Here is a 16,321-nt window from a genome sequence, read left to right as displayed (position 1 = left end):
GGGAGGTTCCTACATGGGTCGCAGCTTGAAAAAAGGACCTTTTGTCGATGACCACTTAATGAAAAAAGTGGAAGCGCAAGAGGCTTCTGAGAAAAAACAAGTTATCAAAACTTGGTCACGCCGTTCTACAATCTTCCCGAACTTCATCGGTTTAACGATTGCTGTATATGATGGACGTAAACATGTTCCTGTATACGTAACAGAAGATATGGTAGGCCATAAACTTGGTGAGTTCGCACCGACACGTACTTATAAAGGTCACGGTGCAGACGACAAGAAAACAAGACGCTAATTTTGAGAGGAGGTAAATCCTAATGACACAAGCTAAAGCTATCGCTCGTACAGTACGCATTGCTCCTCGCAAAGTACGTCTAGTTGTAGACTTAATCCGAGGTAAGCAAGTTGGTGAAGCAGTTGCAATTTTACGTCATACTCCAAAAGCGGCGTCTCCAGTCGTTGAGAAAGTATTAAAATCTGCAGTTGCTAACGCTGAACACAACTACGATCTTGACATCAACTCTTTAGTAGTTTCTGAAGTATTCGTTGACGAAGGTCCAACTTTAAAACGTTTCCGTCCACGTGCACAAGGACGTGCAAGCGCAATTAACAAACGCACAAGCCACATTACTCTAGTGGTATCTGAGAAGAAGGAGGGTTAATCCGTGGGTCAAAAAGTACATCCAATAGGACTACGCGTTGGTATTATTCGTGACTGGGAGTCAAAATGGTACGCTGAAAAAGACTATGCAACTCTACTTCACGAAGACATCAAAGTGCGTAAATATATTGAAACGGCTCTTAAAGACGCTTCAGTTTCTAAAGTAGAAATCGAACGTGCTGCAAACCGTGTAAACATTACAATTCACACTGCGAAACCAGGTATGGTAATCGGTAAAGGTGGTACTGAAGTTGAAAATCTTCGTAAATACCTTAGCGATTTAACTGGTAAACGTGTACACATCAACATCATTGAAATCAAACGTGCAGATCTTGACGCTCGTCTAGTAGCTGAAAACATCGCTCGTCAATTAGAAAATCGTGTATCATTCCGTCGTGCGCAAAAGCAAGCGATCCAACGCACAATCCGCGCTGGTGCAAAAGGAATTAAAACACAAGTATCTGGTCGTTTAGGTGGCGCTGATATCGCGCGTGCTGAACACTATAGTGAAGGAACTGTTCCACTTCATACTCTACGTGCTGACATCGATTATGCACACGCAGAAGCTGATACTACTTACGGTAAATTAGGCGTTAAAGTATGGATCTACCGTGGTGAAGTTCTTCCTACGAAGAAATCTGTGGAAGGAGGCAAATAATATGTTATTGCCTAAACGCGTTAAATACCGTCGTGAACACCGCGGCAACATGCGTGGCGAAGCGAAAGGCGGTAAAGAAGTAACTTTCGGCGAATGGGGCTTACAAGCTCAAACTGCTAGCTGGATTACTAACCGTCAAATCGAATCTGCTCGTATCGCGATGACTCGTTACATGAAACGTGGCGGTAAAGTTTGGATTAAAATCTTCCCACATAAACCTTACACTAAAAAACCTCTAGAAGTCCGCATGGGTTCTGGTAAAGGTTCTCCTGAAGGTTGGGTAGCAGTAGTTAAACCAGGAAAAGTAATGTTCGAAATTGCTGGCGTATCTGAAGAAGTTGCACGTGAAGCACTTCGTTTAGCATCACACAAACTTCCTGTTAAATGTAAGATCGTAAAACGTCAAGAAACTGGTGGTGAATCTAATGAAAGCTAATGAAATCCGTGACCTTGCTACTTCTGAAATAGAATTAAAAGTGAAATCACTGAAAGAAGAGCTTTTCAACCTTCGCTTCCAATTGGCGACTGGTCAATTAGAAAACACAGCTCGTATTCGTGAAGTGCGTAAAGCAATCGCGCGTATGAAAACTGTTATTCGTGAAAGAGAAATCAGTGCAAATAACTGATAAAGGAGGTTTTCAAGTATGACTGAGCGCAATCAACGCAAAGTTTACACGGGCCGCGTTGTTTCAGATAAAATGGACAAAACTGTTACTGTTTTAGTTGAAACTTACAAAAAGCACAAGCTTTATGGTAAGCGTGTAAAATACTCTAAAAAGTTTAAAGCTCATGATGAGTTAAACACAGCGAAAATCGGTGATATCGTACGTATCATGGAAACTCGCCCGCTATCAGCTACTAAACGTTTCCGTCTAGTAGAAGTTGTAGAAAAAGCGGTTATTATTTAATAACTATTTCGGAACAACCAATTTCCGAAGGGAGGTAACCTAAGTGATCCAACAAGAAAGTCGTATGAAAGTTGCTGACAACTCAGGTGCACGTGAAGTTCTTACAATTAAAGTGCTTGGTGGCTCTGGCCGTAAAACTGCTAACATCGGTGATATCGTTGTTTGTACAGTTAAGAAAGCAACACCAGGTGGCGTTGTCAAGAAGGGTGACGTTGTTAAAGCTGTTATCGTTCGTACTAAATCAGGCGTTCGTCGTAAAGACGGCACGTACATCAAATTTGATGAAAATGCTTGTGTAATTATTCGTGATGATAAATCACCACGCGGAACTCGTATTTTCGGACCTGTTGCACGTGAACTACGTGACAGCAACTTCATGAAAATCGTTTCTCTAGCTCCAGAAGTTCTTTAATTTCATGACAGTGCCAATCAAGGAGGTGCGACAGCATGCATGTAAAAAAAGGTGACAAGGTTAAGGTAATCACTGGTAAGGATAAAGGCAAAGAAGGCGTAATCCTTGCTGCTTTCCCAAAACAAGATCGCGTTCTTGTTGAAGGTGTGAACATCGTGAAAAAACACGTTAAACCTAACCAATTGAATCCACAAGGTGGTATTGTTAGCCAAGAGGCTGCAATTCACGTTTCGAACGTAATGCTAATCGATCCTAAATCTGGCGAGCCGACTCGTGTAGGTTATAAAATCGAAAACGGTAAAAAAGTTCGTGTAGCAAAAAAATCAGGTGCAGTAATCGACTAATTAGTATAAATAGAAGGGAGGTACACACATGAGCCGCCTAAAAGAAAAATATTTAAATGAAGTTTCTCCAGCTCTTATGAGCAAATTTGGATATAAATCAGTTATGCAACTACCGAAAGTTGAGAAAATCGTTATCAACATGGGTGTTGGTGATGCAGTTCAAAACTCTAAAGCGTTAGATGCAGCTGTTGAAGAATTAACAATTATCACTGGTCAAAAACCAGTAGTAACTAAAGCTAAAAAATCGATCGCAGGTTTCCGTCTTCGTGAAGGTATGCCTATCGGTGCTAAAGTTACATTACGCGGTGAGCGTATGTATGAATTCTTGGACAAATTAATTTCTATCTCACTACCTCGTGTACGTGACTTCCGTGGTGTTTCTAAAAAAGCATTCGATGGTCGCGGTAACTACACACTAGGTGTTAAAGAACAATTAATTTTCCCAGAAATCGATTACGATAAAGTTTCAAAAGTACGCGGTATGGACATCGTGATCGTAACGACAGCGAACTCTGACGAAGAAGCTCGCGAGTTATTGACACAATTCGGTATGCCGTTCCAAAAGTAATCAAACAAGGAGGGCGAAAACGTGGCTAAAAAATCTATGATCGTTAAACAACAACGTAAGCAAAAGTTTAAAGTGCAAGAGTATACACGTTGTGAACGCTGTGGTCGTCCACATTCAGTATATCGCAAATTCAAACTTTGCCGTATTTGTTTCCGAGAACTTGCATATAAGGGACAAATTCCTGGCGTGAAAAAAGCCAGCTGGTAATCCCCTAATTTGGGAAGGAGGTAAATGTAATGACAATGACTGATCCGATTGCAGATATGCTTACTCGCATTCGTAATGCGAACATGGTTCGTCACGAGAAGTTAGAAGTACCAGCTTCCAACGTGAAAAAAGAAATCGCTGAAATTTTAAAGCGTGAAGGTTTCGTACGTGACGTAGAATACGTGGAAGACAACAAACAAGGTATCATCCGTATTTTCTTAAAATATGGAAAAGATAACGAGCGCGTTATCACTGGCTTAAAACGTATTTCTAAACCTGGTTTACGTGTATATGCTAAAACAAATGAAGTACCTAAAGTATTGAACGGTCTTGGTATCGCTTTAGTGTCAACTTCACAAGGTTTATTAACAGATAAAGAAGCTCGCGCTAAACAAGTTGGCGGCGAAGTTCTAGCATACGTTTGGTAATTAGCAATAAATGAATGGAGGTGCAACTAAATGTCTCGTGTAGGTAAAAAAATTATCGAGGTACCAGCTAACGTAACTGTTACTGTTGCAGCTGACAACACTGTTACTGTTAAAGGTCCTAAAGGCGAACTTGTTCGTTCTTTCCACCAAGATATGAAAATTGAGCAAGAGGGTAACGTAATCACTGTAGTACGTCCTTCTGATTCAAAAGAACACCGCACAAACCACGGTACTACTCGTGCGCTTCTTGCGAACATGGTTACTGGTGTTTCTGCAGGTTTCGAAAAAGCTTTAGAACTTATCGGTGTTGGTTACCGTGCGCAATTACAAGGTAATAAACTTGTACTTAACGTAGGTTACTCTCATCCAGTAGAGTTCACACCTGAAGATGGTCTACAAATTGAAGTTCCTTCAAACACAAAGATTATCGTTAAAGGTATCAGCAAAGAACGCGTTGGTGCTCTTGCATCTAACATCCGTGACGTTCGTCCACCAGAGCCTTATAAAGGTAAAGGTATTCGTTATGAAGGCGAATATGTTCGTCGTAAAGAAGGTAAAACAGGTAAATAATGCAGCTTAAGCATTAGAAAGGAGTGACCCTTGTGATTACGAAACAAGATAAAAATCAGGTTCGTAAAAAACGTCATGCTCGCGTTCGTTCTAAAATTTCGGGTACTGCTCAGCGTCCACGCTTAAACGTATTCCGTTCTAACAAGAACATTTACGCGCAACTTATCGATGACGTAGCAGGCGTAACAATTGTTAGCGCATCTTCTCAAGAAAATGGTTTCGAAGGTGCTGGTAGCAATGTTGACGCAGCAACTAAAGTCGGTGAAACAATCGCAAAACGCGCTGCGGAAAAAAATATTACTGCTGTAGTATTTGACCGTGGTGGTTACTTATATCATGGACGTGTGAAAGCTTTAGCTGAAGCTGCACGTGAGAACGGTTTAGAATTTTAATAAGAAGGAGGGACACATTTCATGAGTCGTATTGACGCAAACAAACTTGGAGAACTTGAAGAACGCGTAGTTACTATTAACCGCGTTGCTAAAGTTGTTAAAGGTGGACGTCGCTTCCGCTTCACAGCATTAGTTGTAGTTGGCGATAGAAACGGTCATGTAGGTTTCGGTACTGGTAAAGCTCAAGAGGTGCCAGATGCTATCCGCAAAGCTGTTGAAGATGCGAAGAAAAACTTAATCGAAGTGCCACGCGTAGGTGGAACAACTCCACACTTAGTGCAAGGTCGCTTTGGTGCAGGAGAAATCCTAATCAAACCTGCTGCTCCTGGTACAGGGGTTATCGCTGGTGGTCCAGTACGTGCTGTACTAGAACTTGCTGGTATTACTGATATTCTTTCAAAATCACTTGGATCTAACACACCAATTAACATGGTGCGTGCAACAATTCAAGGTTTAACTGAATTAAAACGCGTAGAGGACGTAGCTAAATTACGTGGTAAATCAGTGGAAGAACTATTAGGATAAGGGGGGAAAGATAATGGCTAACAAATTAGAAATCACCCTTACTAAATCTGTGATTGGTACTAAACCTGCACAACGCAAAACTGTTGAAGCTTTAGGTTTACGTAAATTACACCAAACTGTAGAGAAAGCTGATAACGCAGCTACTCGCGGTATGCTTGATAAAGTAGCTCACTTAGTTACTGTAAAAGAAATTTAATTTCCAATTATTGAACAAGGAGGTGCCACCCACTATGAAACTGCATGAGTTAAAACCAGCAGAAGGTTCTCGTAAGCAACGCAACCGCGTTGGTCGTGGTATCGGTTCTGGTAACGGTAAAACAGCAGGTAAAGGTCATAAAGGTCAAAACGCTCGTTCTGGTGGCGGTGTACGCCCAGGCTTTGAAGGCGGTCAGAACCCATTATTCCGTCGTTTACCAAAACGTGGCTTTACGAACATTAACCGTAAAGAATACGCGATCGTTAACCTTGATGCTTTAAACCGTTTCGAAGACGGTGCAGAGGTAACTGCTGCATTATTACTTGAAACTGGTCTAGTGAGCAATGAAAAAGCTGGAATTAAAGTTCTAGGCAACGGAACTCTTAATAAAAAGCTTACTGTCAAAGCTCATAAATTCTCAGCTTCAGCGAAAGAAGCAATCGAGAATGCCGGCGGAACTACTGAGGTGATTTAATGTTTCAGACAATCTCTAACTTTATGCGTGTTCGAGATATAAGAAATAAAATCATTTTCACACTTTTAATGTTAATCGTTTTTCGTATTGGAACTTTCATTCCAGTACCTAACGTTGACGCTAATGTATTAAAGGCAACTGATGAGTTTAACCTCGTTGGTTTCCTGAATACTTTTGGCGGTGGTGCTTTAAAGAACTTCTCCATCTTTGCAATGGGGATTATGCCTTACATCACAGCCTCAATTATTGTTCAGTTATTGCAAATGGACGTAGTACCGAAGTTTGCTGAGTGGGCAAAGCAAGGTGAAGTCGGAAGACGTAAACTTGCGCAATTTACACGCTACTTTACTATTATTCTTGCTTTTATTCAATCATTCGCGATGTCATTTGGTTTTAATAGAATGTATGGCGGGTCATTGATTAAGGAAGAAGGGGTTTTAACATATGTTATAATCTCTATTGTATTAACAGCGGGTACAGCATTCCTAGTATGGCTTGCTGATCAAATTACTGCGCATGGCGTTGGTAATGGTATTTCTGTTGTAATCTTCGCAGGTATCGTTGCGGCATTACCTACAGGTATCAACCAAATCTATGCACAACAAATCGAGGGTGCGGGTGATAAGCTATTTATCAACCTAATTATCCTTGGTCTACTTGTCTTAATCTTGCTTGCGGTTGTTATTGGAGTTATCTATGTGCAACAAGCACTACGTAAAATTCCAATTCAATATGCAAAACGAGTTACTGGGCGAAATCAACAAACTGGTGGTCAACAAACCCATTTACCGTTAAAAGTAAATGCTGCAGGGGTTATTCCTGTAATCTTTGCTTCAGCGTTTCTGATGACACCTCGTACGTTAGTTCCGTTCTTCGGTGAAAATAATGTTACTACTTTCATTAATAACACGTTTGATCATACAAAACCTGTTGGAATGATTATTTATGTGGCATTAATCATCGCATTCACATATTTCTATGCATTCGTACAAGTGAATCCAGAAAATGTGGCAGATAACTTGAAAAAGCAAGGTGCTTATATTCCAGGTATTCGTCCTGGTGAAAACACTCAAACGTATTTAACAAGCGTGTTATATCGTCTGACATTTGTCGGCGCGATTTTCTTAACTGTTATTTCAGTAATGCCGGTTATATTCATAAACTTTATGAATCTACCTGCCTCAGTGCAGATCGGTGGTACTAGTATTATTATCGTAGTCGGCGTAGCGCTCGAAACGATGAAGCAGCTAGAATCTCAACTTGTTAAACGTCACTACAAAGGCTTTATGAAATAATGTTGGTTTTTAGGGAACGTTCCATCGTTTCCTTTAATCAGCAAACCTTTTGTGGGAGGAATATTTCCTAATGAATATCGTTTTAATGGGTCTGCCAGGTGCTGGTAAAGGTACGCAGGCAGATAAAATTGTTGAGAAGTACGCAATTCCTCATATTTCTACAGGCGATATGTTCCGTGCTGCAATTAAAGAAGGTACTGAACTAGGCTTACAAGCTAAGTCGTTTATGGATCAAGGTGCACTTGTACCTGATGAAGTAACGATTGGTATTGTTCGTGAGCGACTGGCTAAACCTGATTGTGAAAAAGGATTCTTATTAGATGGTTTCCCACGTACTGTTCCTCAAGCTGAAGCCTTAGATAGCATTCTTGCTGACCTAGGTAAAGCTATTGAGCATACATTAAACATTCAAGTTGAAAAGGATGAGTTAATTGCTCGTCTTTCAGGTAGACGTATTTGTAAAACTTGTGGTACATCCTATCATTTAATTTTCAATCCTCCTGCTGAGGAAGGGAAATGTGATAAAGATGGTGGCGAGCTTTATACACGTGCAGATGATAATCCTGAAACGGTTGCGAACCGTCTGGAAGTAAATATGAAACAAGCACAACCTCTACTTGATTTCTATCAAGCTAAAGGCGTGTTAACTAATATAGATGGACAGCAAGATATTAACAAAGTGTTTGCTGATCTTGATGCTCTATTACAGAGCAGCCGCAGCTGATACCCGGCTCCGGGCGCAGAGTACTGCTTCCGCGGGAGGCATGCGGGAGCAACAACGAAACATAATTTTTTTGAGAGTTGCAAAAGCATATTGTGCCCGGTATATATTTCTTCTTAAAAGTGCAACATACCTTTTGGAGGAGTATAATGGGTTTCGTGGAAGCATCTGTGTAACGGGTATGAATATCTCATCCAAGACATTCCGGTATTCGTGTAAACATGGGAGATTCAGTGCCCTTACTGGTTCTGTATATTCCGTGGATTGTGTGAAGCGAAACCAGACGAGCGTCTTTCAAACATCTCTCATACAATCCAAACATATGTTGAAACGAGGTTGCTTCTAAAGTTGCAGCAGATATCCGTTTGATGTAACGATGAGAACTTTAATTTGCATATAGAGAGGAGACAGAGTAGATGGCGAAAGATGATGTAATTGAAGTCGAAGGGACAGTTGTTGAGACTTTGCCAAACGCGATGTTTAAGGTAGAATTAGAAAATGGACATGTGATTCTAGCACACGTATCTGGTAAGATTCGTATGCACTTTATCCGTATTCTACCTGGAGATAAGGTTACTATTGAGTTATCTCCTTATGATTTAACTCGCGGTCGTATCACATACCGTTTTAAATAATCTTTTGCGCTCCGGACTACTAAGGAGGTTAGGTTAGATGAAAGTGAGACCATCTGTGAAACCGATCTGCGAAAAATGTAAAGTAATTCGCCGACGCGGTAAAGTAATGGTAATCTGTGAAAATCCTAAACATAAACAAAAACAAGGTTAATTCTAAAGGAGGTGCACAACGTACATGGCACGTATTGCTGGTGTTGATATTCCTCGCGACAAACGCGTGGTAATTTCATTAACGTACATTTTCGGTATTGGTAAAACTACAGCTCAGAAAGTACTAGCTGATGCAGGTATTTCAGAAGATACACGCGTACGCGACTTAACTGAAGATGAGTTAAACAAAATCCGTGAACAATTAGATTCATACAAACTTGAAGGTGACTTACGTCGCGAAACTTCATTAAATATTAAACGTCTGATGGAAATCGGTTCATTCCGTGGTATCCGTCACCGTCGTGGCTTACCTGTTCGTGGTCAAAATACGAAGAACAATGCGCGTACGCGTAAAGGTCCTCGTAAAACAGTTGCGAACAAGAAAAAATAATTGGTAAAGGAGGTTCCTTCTTAACATGGCTCGTAAACAACAAACTCGTAAACGTCGTGTGAAAAAGAATATCGAATCTGGTATCGCACACATTCGTTCTACATTTAACAATACAATCGTAACGATTACAGATATGCAAGGTAACGCTGTATCTTGGTCAAGTGCTGGTGCTCTTGGTTTCCGTGGTTCACGTAAATCTACACCATTCGCTGCTCAAATGGCTGCAGAAACTGCTGCTAAAACATCCCTTGAACATGGTCTGAAAACGTTGGAAGTAACTGTTAAAGGTCCTGGTGCTGGTCGTGAAGCTGCTATTCGTGCACTTCAAGCTGCTGGTTTAGAAGTAACTGCTATTAAAGACGTTACTCCAGTTCCTCATAATGGTTGCCGTCCGCCAAAACGTCGTCGCGTGTAATGGGTGCGTCTCATATTGTATGAGAACATCATTTTTTGTACAGACTGTCTTGTGCAGATAATAAACGATACGTCATTGACGATCGAATCTATGATGGAAAGAACCTATACATTCGATGTTTTGAAGGAGGGTAAATAAAATGATCGAAATTGAAAAACCAAAGATTGAAACGGTGGAGATCAGCGAAGATTCCAAATATGGAAAGTTTGTTGTAGAACCGCTTGAACGCGGATATGGAAACACTTTGGGTAATTCTTTACGTCGTATCCTTCTGTCTTCATTACCAGGAGCTGCTGTCACTTCAATTCAAATTGATGGTGTTCTTCACGAATTCTCAACTGTAGAAGGCGTAGTAGAAGATGTAGCTTCAATCATTTTGAACGTGAAAAAACTAGCTCTTAAAATCTACTCTGACGAAGAAAAAGTTATTGAGATTGATGTTAAAGGCGATGGTACAGTTACGGCTGCTGACATTACACATGACAGTGACGTAGAAATTTTAAACCCAGATCTATATATTGCAACAATCGCTAAAAACGGTCATTTACGTATGCGTATGTATGCACAACGCGGCCGTGGTTACACTCCTGCTGATCAAAACAAACGTGAGGATCTTCCTATCGGCGTGATCCCGATCGACTCTATTTACACTCCAGTATCACGCGTCAATTTCCAAGTGGAAAATACTCGTGTTGGTCAGTCTTCTGACTACGACAAACTTTCTCTTGATGTGTGGACAGATGGCAGCATCGGTCCGAAAGAGGCGATTTCGCTCGGAGCAAAAATTTTAACCGAGCATCTTAACATCTTCGTTGGCATGACAGATGAGGCACAAACTGCTGAAATCATGGTCGAAAAAGAAGAAGATCAAAAAGAAAAAGTTTTAGAGATGACTATCGAAGAGCTTGATCTTTCTGTTCGTTCTTATAACTGTTTAAAACGCGCTGGTATTAATACAGTACTAGAACTTGCGAATAAATCAGAAGACGACATGATGAAAGTTCGTAACCTTGGACGCAAGTCATTAGAAGAAGTAAAAGCGAAGTTAGAAGAGCTTGGTTTAGGATTACGCAAAGAAGACTAAGCGATTTAAACACAACTAACAAGATCAGATTTTTTTCTATAAAGGAGGGAAACATCCATGGGTTACAGAAAACTTGGTCGTACAAGTTCTCAACGTAAAGCGATGTTACGTGACTTAGCTACTGATTTAATCATCAACGAGCGTATCGAAACTACTGAGGCTCGCGCTAAAGAAGTACGTAAAGCTGTTGAAAAAATGATTACTTTAGGTAAACGCGGAGATTTACATGCACGCCGTCAAGCTGCTGCATTTATCCGTCGTGAACTAGTAACAACGACTGATGCAGAAGGTAACGAATCAACATCATTTGCACTTCAAAAGTTATTTGATGATGTTGCACCACGTTATGCTGAGCGTCAAGGTGGTTACACTCGTATTCTTAAAGTAGGTCCTCGTCGTGGCGACGGTGCACCTGTTGTTGTGATTGAACTAGTTTAATCATAAGAGAAAACTTGTGGTGAAGAGGGTGGGAATCACCACCCTCTTTCTTTATAAATGATTTATACGACAAATAATTAAGCTGAGCGTTATGATGAGCGGACACTTATTAGTGTGGCGTCTCGTTTAGCTCTCCGCACCTCATTCAGGAGAAATAAGGGCTTGAGCACCCATATTTCTTGTAAATGTAACGACTAGCGCATTTCTATCGAATGAGGTGCGCGCTTTTTTATTAGATTAGATGGCGCCAATTTGTGGTGCTTTTTTTAATATATGGGTGTTATTTTGTTATTTATTAAACCAATATCAATTTGAGTTGTTATTGTAGTATTTTTCTTTTATCGACATACGGATTGTAGTAGAATTCATACATAAAAAAGTGTAAGTTAATTAGTAGAGCTGAGCGTAGGGAGAGGAGTTCTAGATATGCCTGAAATTTTATCTTTAAATAATGTAACTTTTTCATATACACCAGAAAATCCAAATAGTCGTAATGCTGTTGAAAATGTTAGCTTTGCTGTGGAAGAAGGTGAGTGGATTGCTATAGTAGGACATAATGGTTCTGGTAAGTCCACTATTGCCAAGCTGATGAATGGTTTATTGTTTCCTCAACAGGGAGATGTACGAATTTTGCGAGAACCCTTGAATGAAGAAAATCTTTGGGAATCTCGCTCCTTAATGGGAATGGTCTTTCAAAACCCTGACAATCAATTCGTTGGAGCAACGGTACAGGATGATGTAGCATTTGCCTTGGAAAACAACGGTATCCCCTTTGAAGAAATGGTAAAACGTGTACATGCGGCACTCGAACAGGTAAAAATGAGTCAGTTTTTAGACCATGAGCCACATCATTTATCTGGTGGACAAAAACAGCGTGTAGCCATTGCTGGGGCACTTGCATTAAAGCCGAAGCTTTTAATTTTAGATGAGGCTACATCCATGTTAGATCCTCAGGGGCGTGCAGAGGTGTTACAAACGGTTCAAACATTACGTGCAGAAACAGGATTAACAGTTTTATCTATTACCCATGATTTAGAAGAGGCAATGTTAGCGGATCGTGTTCTTTTTATGAATGATGGTAAGAAATTTGCAGAAGGTACACCTGCTGAAATCTTTGCACTTGGGGACAAGCTAGTTGAATTTGGACTAGATTTGCCATTTGCCTTGAAGTTATCAAAGCTATTGCAAAAGGAAGGTGTTCCATTAATGGGGCAACATATGACAGAAGAAGAGTTGGTGAATGATTTATGGACATCAAACTTCAACAAGTAAGCTATGCCTATGCACAAGGAACGCCCTTTGAAAAACGGGCATTATTCGATGTGGATTTTGACATTCCATCTCATACTTATCAAGCGATAATTGGCCATACCGGTTCTGGGAAATCAACGATTTTGCAGCATTTTAACGCACTTCTAAGACCTACTTCAGGAGAAGTACATATAGGGGATCGTCTTATTGTAGCTGGGAAAAAAGCAAAGGATTTAAAAGCTGTAAGACAAAAGGTCGGCATTGTCTTTCAATTTCCAGAGCATCAACTATTTGAAGAAACCGTGTTGAAGGACATTATGTTTGGCCCAATGAACTTTGGTATATCAGAGGAGGAGGCTGAAGCTCGTGCAAGAGAACTTGTCAGCTTAGTCGGTTTGCCAGATAACGTTTTGGATAAATCACCGTTTGATTTATCAGGTGGTCAAATGCGTCGAGTAGCGATTGCAGGCGTTTTGGCGATGGACCCTGAGGTTATTGTCTTAGATGAACCAACAGCAGGTCTTGATCCACGTGGTCAAAAGGAAATTATGGATATGTTTTATCAGCTCCATCAAGAACGTCATCTCACAACCATTCTAGTAACCCATAGTATGGAGGATGCAGCTCGATATGCAGATAATATTGTGATTATGCATGAAGGGAAGAATGTCTTAAGTGGATCACCACGAGTTATTTTTAAAGATGTTGCAACATTAAAGGAATTCCGTTTAGAGCCACCACGTATTGTCCGCTTTCAGCAAAAGATTGAGCACATGATGGGGCATTCCTTGTCTAAGGTTTGCTTAACAGAGGAAGAGCTTGCTGCTGAAATTGCTCAAGCCCTTAGAGAGGAGCGTGCAGAGTCATGATGGAAAAAATGATCTTTGGTCGCTTCTTACCTGGTGATTCACCTGTACACAAACTTGATCCACGGTCAAAGCTGATCTTTGTGTTCGCCTTTATTATTATTGTGTTTTTAGCCAATAATACCGTGACATATGCTATGTTACTCGCATTCACGCTACTGATTGTATTAGTATCGCGCATTCGTCTATACTTTTTAATAAATGGACTCAAACCAGTACTCTTTTTGATGGCCTTCACATTCCTTCTCCATATTTTCATGACGAAGGAAGGCGTCCCTGTGTTTGAATCAAAATTCATTACGATTTATGACGAAGGGATTAGGCGGGGAATATTTATCTCAATTCGTTTTCTAGTATTAGTATTTATGACGTCAATCTTAACGTTAACTACATCACCGATTTCCATTACAGATGGTATCGAGGTTCTACTGAATCCCTTAAAAGCAATAAAAGTACCCGTACATGAATTGGCTTTAATGATGTCCATCTCATTACGCTTTATTCCAACCTTAATGGATGAGACGGATAAAATTATGAAGGCACAAATGGCAAGAGGCTCTGATTTATCATCTGGGCCAATTAAGGACCGTATAAAGGCAGTAGTACCATTGCTTGTGCCTCTCTTTGTCAGTGCATTTAAACGGGCTGAGGATTTAGCAACAGCGATGGAAGTAAGAGGCTATCGTGGTGGTGAAGGACGCACTAGGTACCGTAGGTTAAAATGGGATATGGGGGACACATTTGCGATTGTGTTATTAGTAGCAATAGGCGTATTGCTATTCTTCTATAGAAGTTAAAGGAGTAGGCTATATGCGACGATTAAAAGTAATTATAAGCTATGATGGCACACTTTTTTCGGGCTATCAGGTGCAGCCAGGTGAACGCACAGTGCAGGCTGAGCTTGAGCGTGTTCTAGCTATTATGCATAAGGGAGAACAGGTAAAGGTAACCGCAAGTGGTCGTACAGATGCTAAAGTACATGCGACAGGGCAAACATTGCATTTCGACACACCACTTGCCATTCCAGCAGAAAAATATAGTAAGGCTTTGAATGTGCAACTGCCAAGAGATATTCGTGTATTATCGGTTGAGGAAGTGGCACATGACTTTCATGCGCGTTACGATGTGGCTGGAAAAAGATATCGCTATATTTGGTCTTGTGAGCCTATCCAAAGTCCATTCCGCAGATATTATACTGTGGAGACAAATGGGGTCAAACCTAACGTAGAGGCGATGCAAGAGGCAGCTAAGGCTATTATTGGTACACATGACTTTTCTTGTTTTTGCGCGGCGAATACAAGCGTAAAAGATAAAGTACGCACAGTAACATTGTTACAATTTGAATGGCATGGTGAAGAGCTACATATGGTGATTGAAGGGAATGGCTTCTTATATAATATGGTACGTATTATTGCAGGTACTCTTTGGGAGGTTGGGATAGGTCGACGTAAGATTGACAATGTGTCCCATGTAGTTGCTTCAGGTAATCGTGATAAGGCGGGAAAAACCGCTCCACCACAAGGGCTATACTTAGAAAAAGTGTTCTATTAGTGGCGTTCTACAATTCTGAACAACTTCACCAGGTGTTTAATGAAATTGCTTGACTTTAAAAGTCATTCATTATATGATAACAGATGGTATTTTCATTACCACCACAAATAAGCCCCGAAACTTATAGTGTAGTCTAATGAAAAATAACGGTAATCGAATCGATTAGGAGGATATATACATGCGTACAACATTCATGGCTAAAGGTCACGAAGTAGACCGTAAATGGTTAGTAGTTGATGCAGAAGGCCAAACTCTTGGACGTTTAGCTTCTGAAGTAGCTGCAATCTTACGTGGTAAACATAAACCAACATTCACACCAAACGTTGACACAGGTGATCACGTAATCATCATCAACGCTGACAAAATCCATTTAACTGGTAACAAATTAGAGGGTAAATTATACCGTCACCACACTCAATTTGCGGGTGGTTTAAAAACACGTACTGCTGGTGAAATGCTAGATAAGTACCCAACAAGAATGATCGAATTAGCAGTTAAAGGAATGCTTCCTAAAAACTCTTTAGGTCGCAAAATGTTCACTAAACTTAATGTTTACACTGGAACAGAGCATCCACATGCTGCACAAAAACCAGAAGCATACGAGCTTCGCGGATAATATAAATTAAGAGGAGGATATTACTTTGGCACAAGTTCAATACATCGGCACTGGTCGCCGTAAAAGCTCTGTAGCTCGCGTACGTTTAGTACCAGGTACAGGTAAAATTGTTATCAACAAACGTGAAATCGAAGAATACGTACCATTCGCTGCATTACGCGAAGTAATTAAACAACCATTAGTAGCTACTGAAACTACAGGAAGCTATGATATCCACGTAAACGTTAACGGTGGTGGATACACTGGTCAAGCTGGTGCTGTTCGTCACGGTATCGCTCGTGCTCTACTTCAAGTAGACCCAGATTTCCGTGCTGCATTAAAATCAGCTGGATTACTTACTCGTGATTCACGCATGAAAGAACGTAAAAAACCAGGTCTACGCGGCGCTCGTCGTGCACCTCAGTTCTCAAAACGTTAATATCGTTGTTATATCAACGATTTCAAGCTCTTCTCAGGTTTACTTGAGAGGAGCTTTTTTTACGTCGATAACAAAAACAATATGATTTGTTCAGAATTTGTTTAACAGCCCTATGATAGGATGCCTAAGAGGACTAATGAAATACAGGT

General features: G+C 40.6%; 30 protein-coding genes and 1 pseudogene. All 31 read left to right on the top strand.

Going from position 1 to position 16,321, the window contains the following annotated elements; translation table 11 throughout:
• Positions 1 to 13 precede the first annotated feature (13 nt).
• The 31 genes and pseudogenes from rpsS to rpsI all read left to right on the top strand — a co-directional run bounded on the left by rpsS (position 14) and on the right by rpsI (position 16,172).
• The gene (gene rpsS / locus HXV90_RS22440; protein WP_004233637.1) at positions 14 to 292 is read left to right on the top strand and encodes a 30S ribosomal protein S19; all 279 of its coding nucleotides are present in this window, start codon (positions 14 to 16) and stop codon (positions 290 to 292) included.
• Positions 293 to 314: 22 nt separating this feature from the next.
• A complete protein-coding gene (gene rplV, locus HXV90_RS22435; RefSeq protein ID WP_004233639.1) occupies positions 315 to 659 on the top strand; it encodes a 50S ribosomal protein L22 in 345 nt (114 codons plus the stop codon).
• 3 nt (positions 660 to 662) lie between these two features.
• On the top strand, positions 663 to 1,316 hold the full coding sequence (gene rpsC, locus HXV90_RS22430) for a 30S ribosomal protein S3 (protein WP_004233642.1): 654 nt from the start codon (positions 663 to 665) through the stop codon (positions 1,314 to 1,316).
• 1 nt (position 1,317) lies between these two features.
• A complete protein-coding gene (rplP, locus tag HXV90_RS22425; protein ID WP_004233644.1) occupies positions 1,318 to 1,752 on the top strand; it encodes a 50S ribosomal protein L16 in 435 nt (144 codons plus the stop codon).
• Positions 1,742 to 1,942 carry a 50S ribosomal protein L29 gene (rpmC, locus tag HXV90_RS22420; protein ID WP_004233646.1) on the top strand — a complete coding sequence of 67 codons (201 nt, stop codon included), beginning with the start codon at positions 1,742 to 1,744 and terminating at the stop codon, positions 1,940 to 1,942. The genes rplP and rpmC overlap by 11 nt, the downstream gene beginning before the upstream one ends.
• Before the next feature lie 18 nt (positions 1,943 to 1,960).
• On the top strand, positions 1,961 to 2,224 hold the full coding sequence (gene rpsQ, locus HXV90_RS22415) for a 30S ribosomal protein S17 (protein ID WP_004233648.1): 264 nt from the start codon (positions 1,961 to 1,963) through the stop codon (positions 2,222 to 2,224).
• A gap of 43 nt (positions 2,225 to 2,267) precedes the next feature.
• Positions 2,268 to 2,636, top strand: coding sequence for a 50S ribosomal protein L14 (rplN, locus tag HXV90_RS22410; protein WP_004233650.1), 369 nt, complete (start codon positions 2,268 to 2,270; stop codon positions 2,634 to 2,636).
• Positions 2,637 to 2,671: 35 nt separating this feature from the next.
• Entirely contained in the window at positions 2,672 to 2,980 is a 309-nt protein-coding gene (gene rplX / locus HXV90_RS22405; RefSeq protein ID WP_004233652.1) for a 50S ribosomal protein L24, read from the top strand.
• A gap of 28 nt (positions 2,981 to 3,008) precedes the next feature.
• A complete protein-coding gene (gene rplE, locus HXV90_RS22400) occupies positions 3,009 to 3,548 on the top strand; it encodes a 50S ribosomal protein L5 (protein WP_004233654.1) in 540 nt (179 codons plus the stop codon).
• Between the two features lie 21 nt (positions 3,549 to 3,569).
• Positions 3,570 to 3,755 carry a type Z 30S ribosomal protein S14 gene (locus HXV90_RS22395; RefSeq protein ID WP_004233656.1) on the top strand — a complete coding sequence of 62 codons (186 nt, stop codon included), beginning with the start codon at positions 3,570 to 3,572 and terminating at the stop codon, positions 3,753 to 3,755.
• A gap of 29 nt (positions 3,756 to 3,784) precedes the next feature.
• Positions 3,785 to 4,183: a 30S ribosomal protein S8 gene (gene rpsH / locus HXV90_RS22390; protein WP_008181717.1), complete on the top strand. Its 399-nt coding sequence runs from the start codon at positions 3,785 to 3,787 to the stop codon at positions 4,181 to 4,183.
• A gap of 30 nt (positions 4,184 to 4,213) precedes the next feature.
• Positions 4,214 to 4,753 (top strand): 50S ribosomal protein L6, encoded by a 540-nt coding sequence (gene rplF / locus HXV90_RS22385; protein WP_048395570.1) that lies wholly within the window; start codon positions 4,214 to 4,216, stop codon positions 4,751 to 4,753.
• A gap of 32 nt (positions 4,754 to 4,785) precedes the next feature.
• Positions 4,786 to 5,145 (top strand): 50S ribosomal protein L18, encoded by a 360-nt coding sequence (rplR, locus tag HXV90_RS22380; RefSeq protein WP_004233662.1) that lies wholly within the window; start codon positions 4,786 to 4,788, stop codon positions 5,143 to 5,145.
• Between the two features lie 21 nt (positions 5,146 to 5,166).
• Positions 5,167 to 5,670 (top strand): 30S ribosomal protein S5, encoded by a 504-nt coding sequence (gene rpsE / locus HXV90_RS22375; protein ID WP_004233664.1) that lies wholly within the window; start codon positions 5,167 to 5,169, stop codon positions 5,668 to 5,670.
• Positions 5,671 to 5,683: 13 nt separating this feature from the next.
• Complete coding sequence (gene rpmD, locus HXV90_RS22370; RefSeq protein ID WP_004233668.1) at positions 5,684 to 5,866, top strand: 50S ribosomal protein L30; 183 nt, start codon at positions 5,684 to 5,686, stop codon at positions 5,864 to 5,866.
• A gap of 34 nt (positions 5,867 to 5,900) precedes the next feature.
• The gene (gene rplO / locus HXV90_RS22365) at positions 5,901 to 6,341 is read left to right on the top strand and encodes a 50S ribosomal protein L15 (RefSeq protein WP_004233670.1); all 441 of its coding nucleotides are present in this window, start codon (positions 5,901 to 5,903) and stop codon (positions 6,339 to 6,341) included.
• Positions 6,341 to 7,636, top strand: coding sequence for a preprotein translocase subunit SecY (secY, locus tag HXV90_RS22360; RefSeq protein ID WP_004233672.1), 1,296 nt, complete (start codon positions 6,341 to 6,343; stop codon positions 7,634 to 7,636). Before rplO ends, secY begins: the two co-directional genes overlap by 1 nt.
• A 70-nt stretch (positions 7,637 to 7,706) precedes the next feature.
• Entirely contained in the window at positions 7,707 to 8,360 is a 654-nt protein-coding gene (locus HXV90_RS22355) for an adenylate kinase (RefSeq protein WP_004233689.1), read from the top strand.
• A gap of 249 nt (positions 8,361 to 8,609) precedes the next feature.
• Positions 8,610 to 8,687 (top strand): annotated as a pseudogene (locus HXV90_RS22350) (type I methionyl aminopeptidase); the annotation flags it as partial.
• A gap of 86 nt (positions 8,688 to 8,773) precedes the next feature.
• Complete coding sequence (gene infA, locus HXV90_RS22345; protein WP_004233690.1) at positions 8,774 to 8,992, top strand: translation initiation factor IF-1; 219 nt, start codon at positions 8,774 to 8,776, stop codon at positions 8,990 to 8,992.
• Between the two features lie 37 nt (positions 8,993 to 9,029).
• On the top strand, positions 9,030 to 9,143 hold the full coding sequence (gene rpmJ / locus HXV90_RS22340) for a 50S ribosomal protein L36 (protein ID WP_000868344.1): 114 nt from the start codon (positions 9,030 to 9,032) through the stop codon (positions 9,141 to 9,143).
• A gap of 24 nt (positions 9,144 to 9,167) precedes the next feature.
• Positions 9,168 to 9,533 carry a 30S ribosomal protein S13 gene (gene rpsM / locus HXV90_RS22335; RefSeq protein ID WP_004233729.1) on the top strand — a complete coding sequence of 122 codons (366 nt, stop codon included), beginning with the start codon at positions 9,168 to 9,170 and terminating at the stop codon, positions 9,531 to 9,533.
• 25 nt (positions 9,534 to 9,558) lie between these two features.
• Positions 9,559 to 9,948 (top strand): 30S ribosomal protein S11, encoded by a 390-nt coding sequence (gene rpsK, locus HXV90_RS22330; RefSeq protein WP_004233731.1) that lies wholly within the window; start codon positions 9,559 to 9,561, stop codon positions 9,946 to 9,948.
• Positions 9,949 to 10,087: 139 nt separating this feature from the next.
• On the top strand, positions 10,088 to 11,032 hold the full coding sequence (locus tag HXV90_RS22325) for a DNA-directed RNA polymerase subunit alpha (RefSeq protein WP_004233733.1): 945 nt from the start codon (positions 10,088 to 10,090) through the stop codon (positions 11,030 to 11,032).
• Positions 11,033 to 11,089: 57 nt separating this feature from the next.
• Positions 11,090 to 11,470 (top strand): 50S ribosomal protein L17, encoded by a 381-nt coding sequence (gene rplQ / locus HXV90_RS22320; RefSeq protein WP_008181938.1) that lies wholly within the window; start codon positions 11,090 to 11,092, stop codon positions 11,468 to 11,470.
• Positions 11,471 to 11,896: 426 nt separating this feature from the next.
• Positions 11,897 to 12,742 carry an energy-coupling factor ABC transporter ATP-binding protein gene (locus HXV90_RS22315; protein ID WP_115673256.1) on the top strand — a complete coding sequence of 282 codons (846 nt, stop codon included), beginning with the start codon at positions 11,897 to 11,899 and terminating at the stop codon, positions 12,740 to 12,742.
• The gene (locus HXV90_RS22310; RefSeq protein WP_269898035.1) at positions 12,718 to 13,590 is read left to right on the top strand and encodes an energy-coupling factor ABC transporter ATP-binding protein; all 873 of its coding nucleotides are present in this window, start codon (positions 12,718 to 12,720) and stop codon (positions 13,588 to 13,590) included. Before HXV90_RS22315 ends, HXV90_RS22310 begins: the two co-directional genes overlap by 25 nt.
• Positions 13,587 to 14,384 carry an energy-coupling factor transporter transmembrane component T family protein gene (locus HXV90_RS22305; protein ID WP_004233739.1) on the top strand — a complete coding sequence of 266 codons (798 nt, stop codon included), beginning with the start codon at positions 13,587 to 13,589 and terminating at the stop codon, positions 14,382 to 14,384. Before HXV90_RS22310 ends, HXV90_RS22305 begins: the two co-directional genes overlap by 4 nt.
• Positions 14,385 to 14,397: 13 nt before the next feature.
• Positions 14,398 to 15,138: a tRNA pseudouridine(38-40) synthase TruA gene (gene truA, locus HXV90_RS22300; protein ID WP_066038306.1), complete on the top strand. Its 741-nt coding sequence runs from the start codon at positions 14,398 to 14,400 to the stop codon at positions 15,136 to 15,138.
• A gap of 178 nt (positions 15,139 to 15,316) precedes the next feature.
• Positions 15,317 to 15,754, top strand: a complete 438-nt coding sequence (rplM, locus tag HXV90_RS22295) for a 50S ribosomal protein L13 (protein WP_004233742.1) — start codon at positions 15,317 to 15,319, stop codon at positions 15,752 to 15,754.
• A 25-nt stretch (positions 15,755 to 15,779) separates the two neighbouring features.
• Positions 15,780 to 16,172 carry a 30S ribosomal protein S9 gene (gene rpsI, locus HXV90_RS22290; RefSeq protein WP_004233744.1) on the top strand — a complete coding sequence of 131 codons (393 nt, stop codon included), beginning with the start codon at positions 15,780 to 15,782 and terminating at the stop codon, positions 16,170 to 16,172.
• Positions 16,173 to 16,321 lie beyond the last annotated feature (149 nt).

The sequence above is a fragment of the Lysinibacillus sp. JK80 genome (assembly GCF_027557635.1).
In the GTDB taxonomy this organism is placed as follows: Bacteria; Bacillota; Bacilli; order Bacillales_A; family Planococcaceae; genus Lysinibacillus; species Lysinibacillus capsici.
This window is presented reverse-complemented; position numbering and strand designations above follow the sequence as displayed.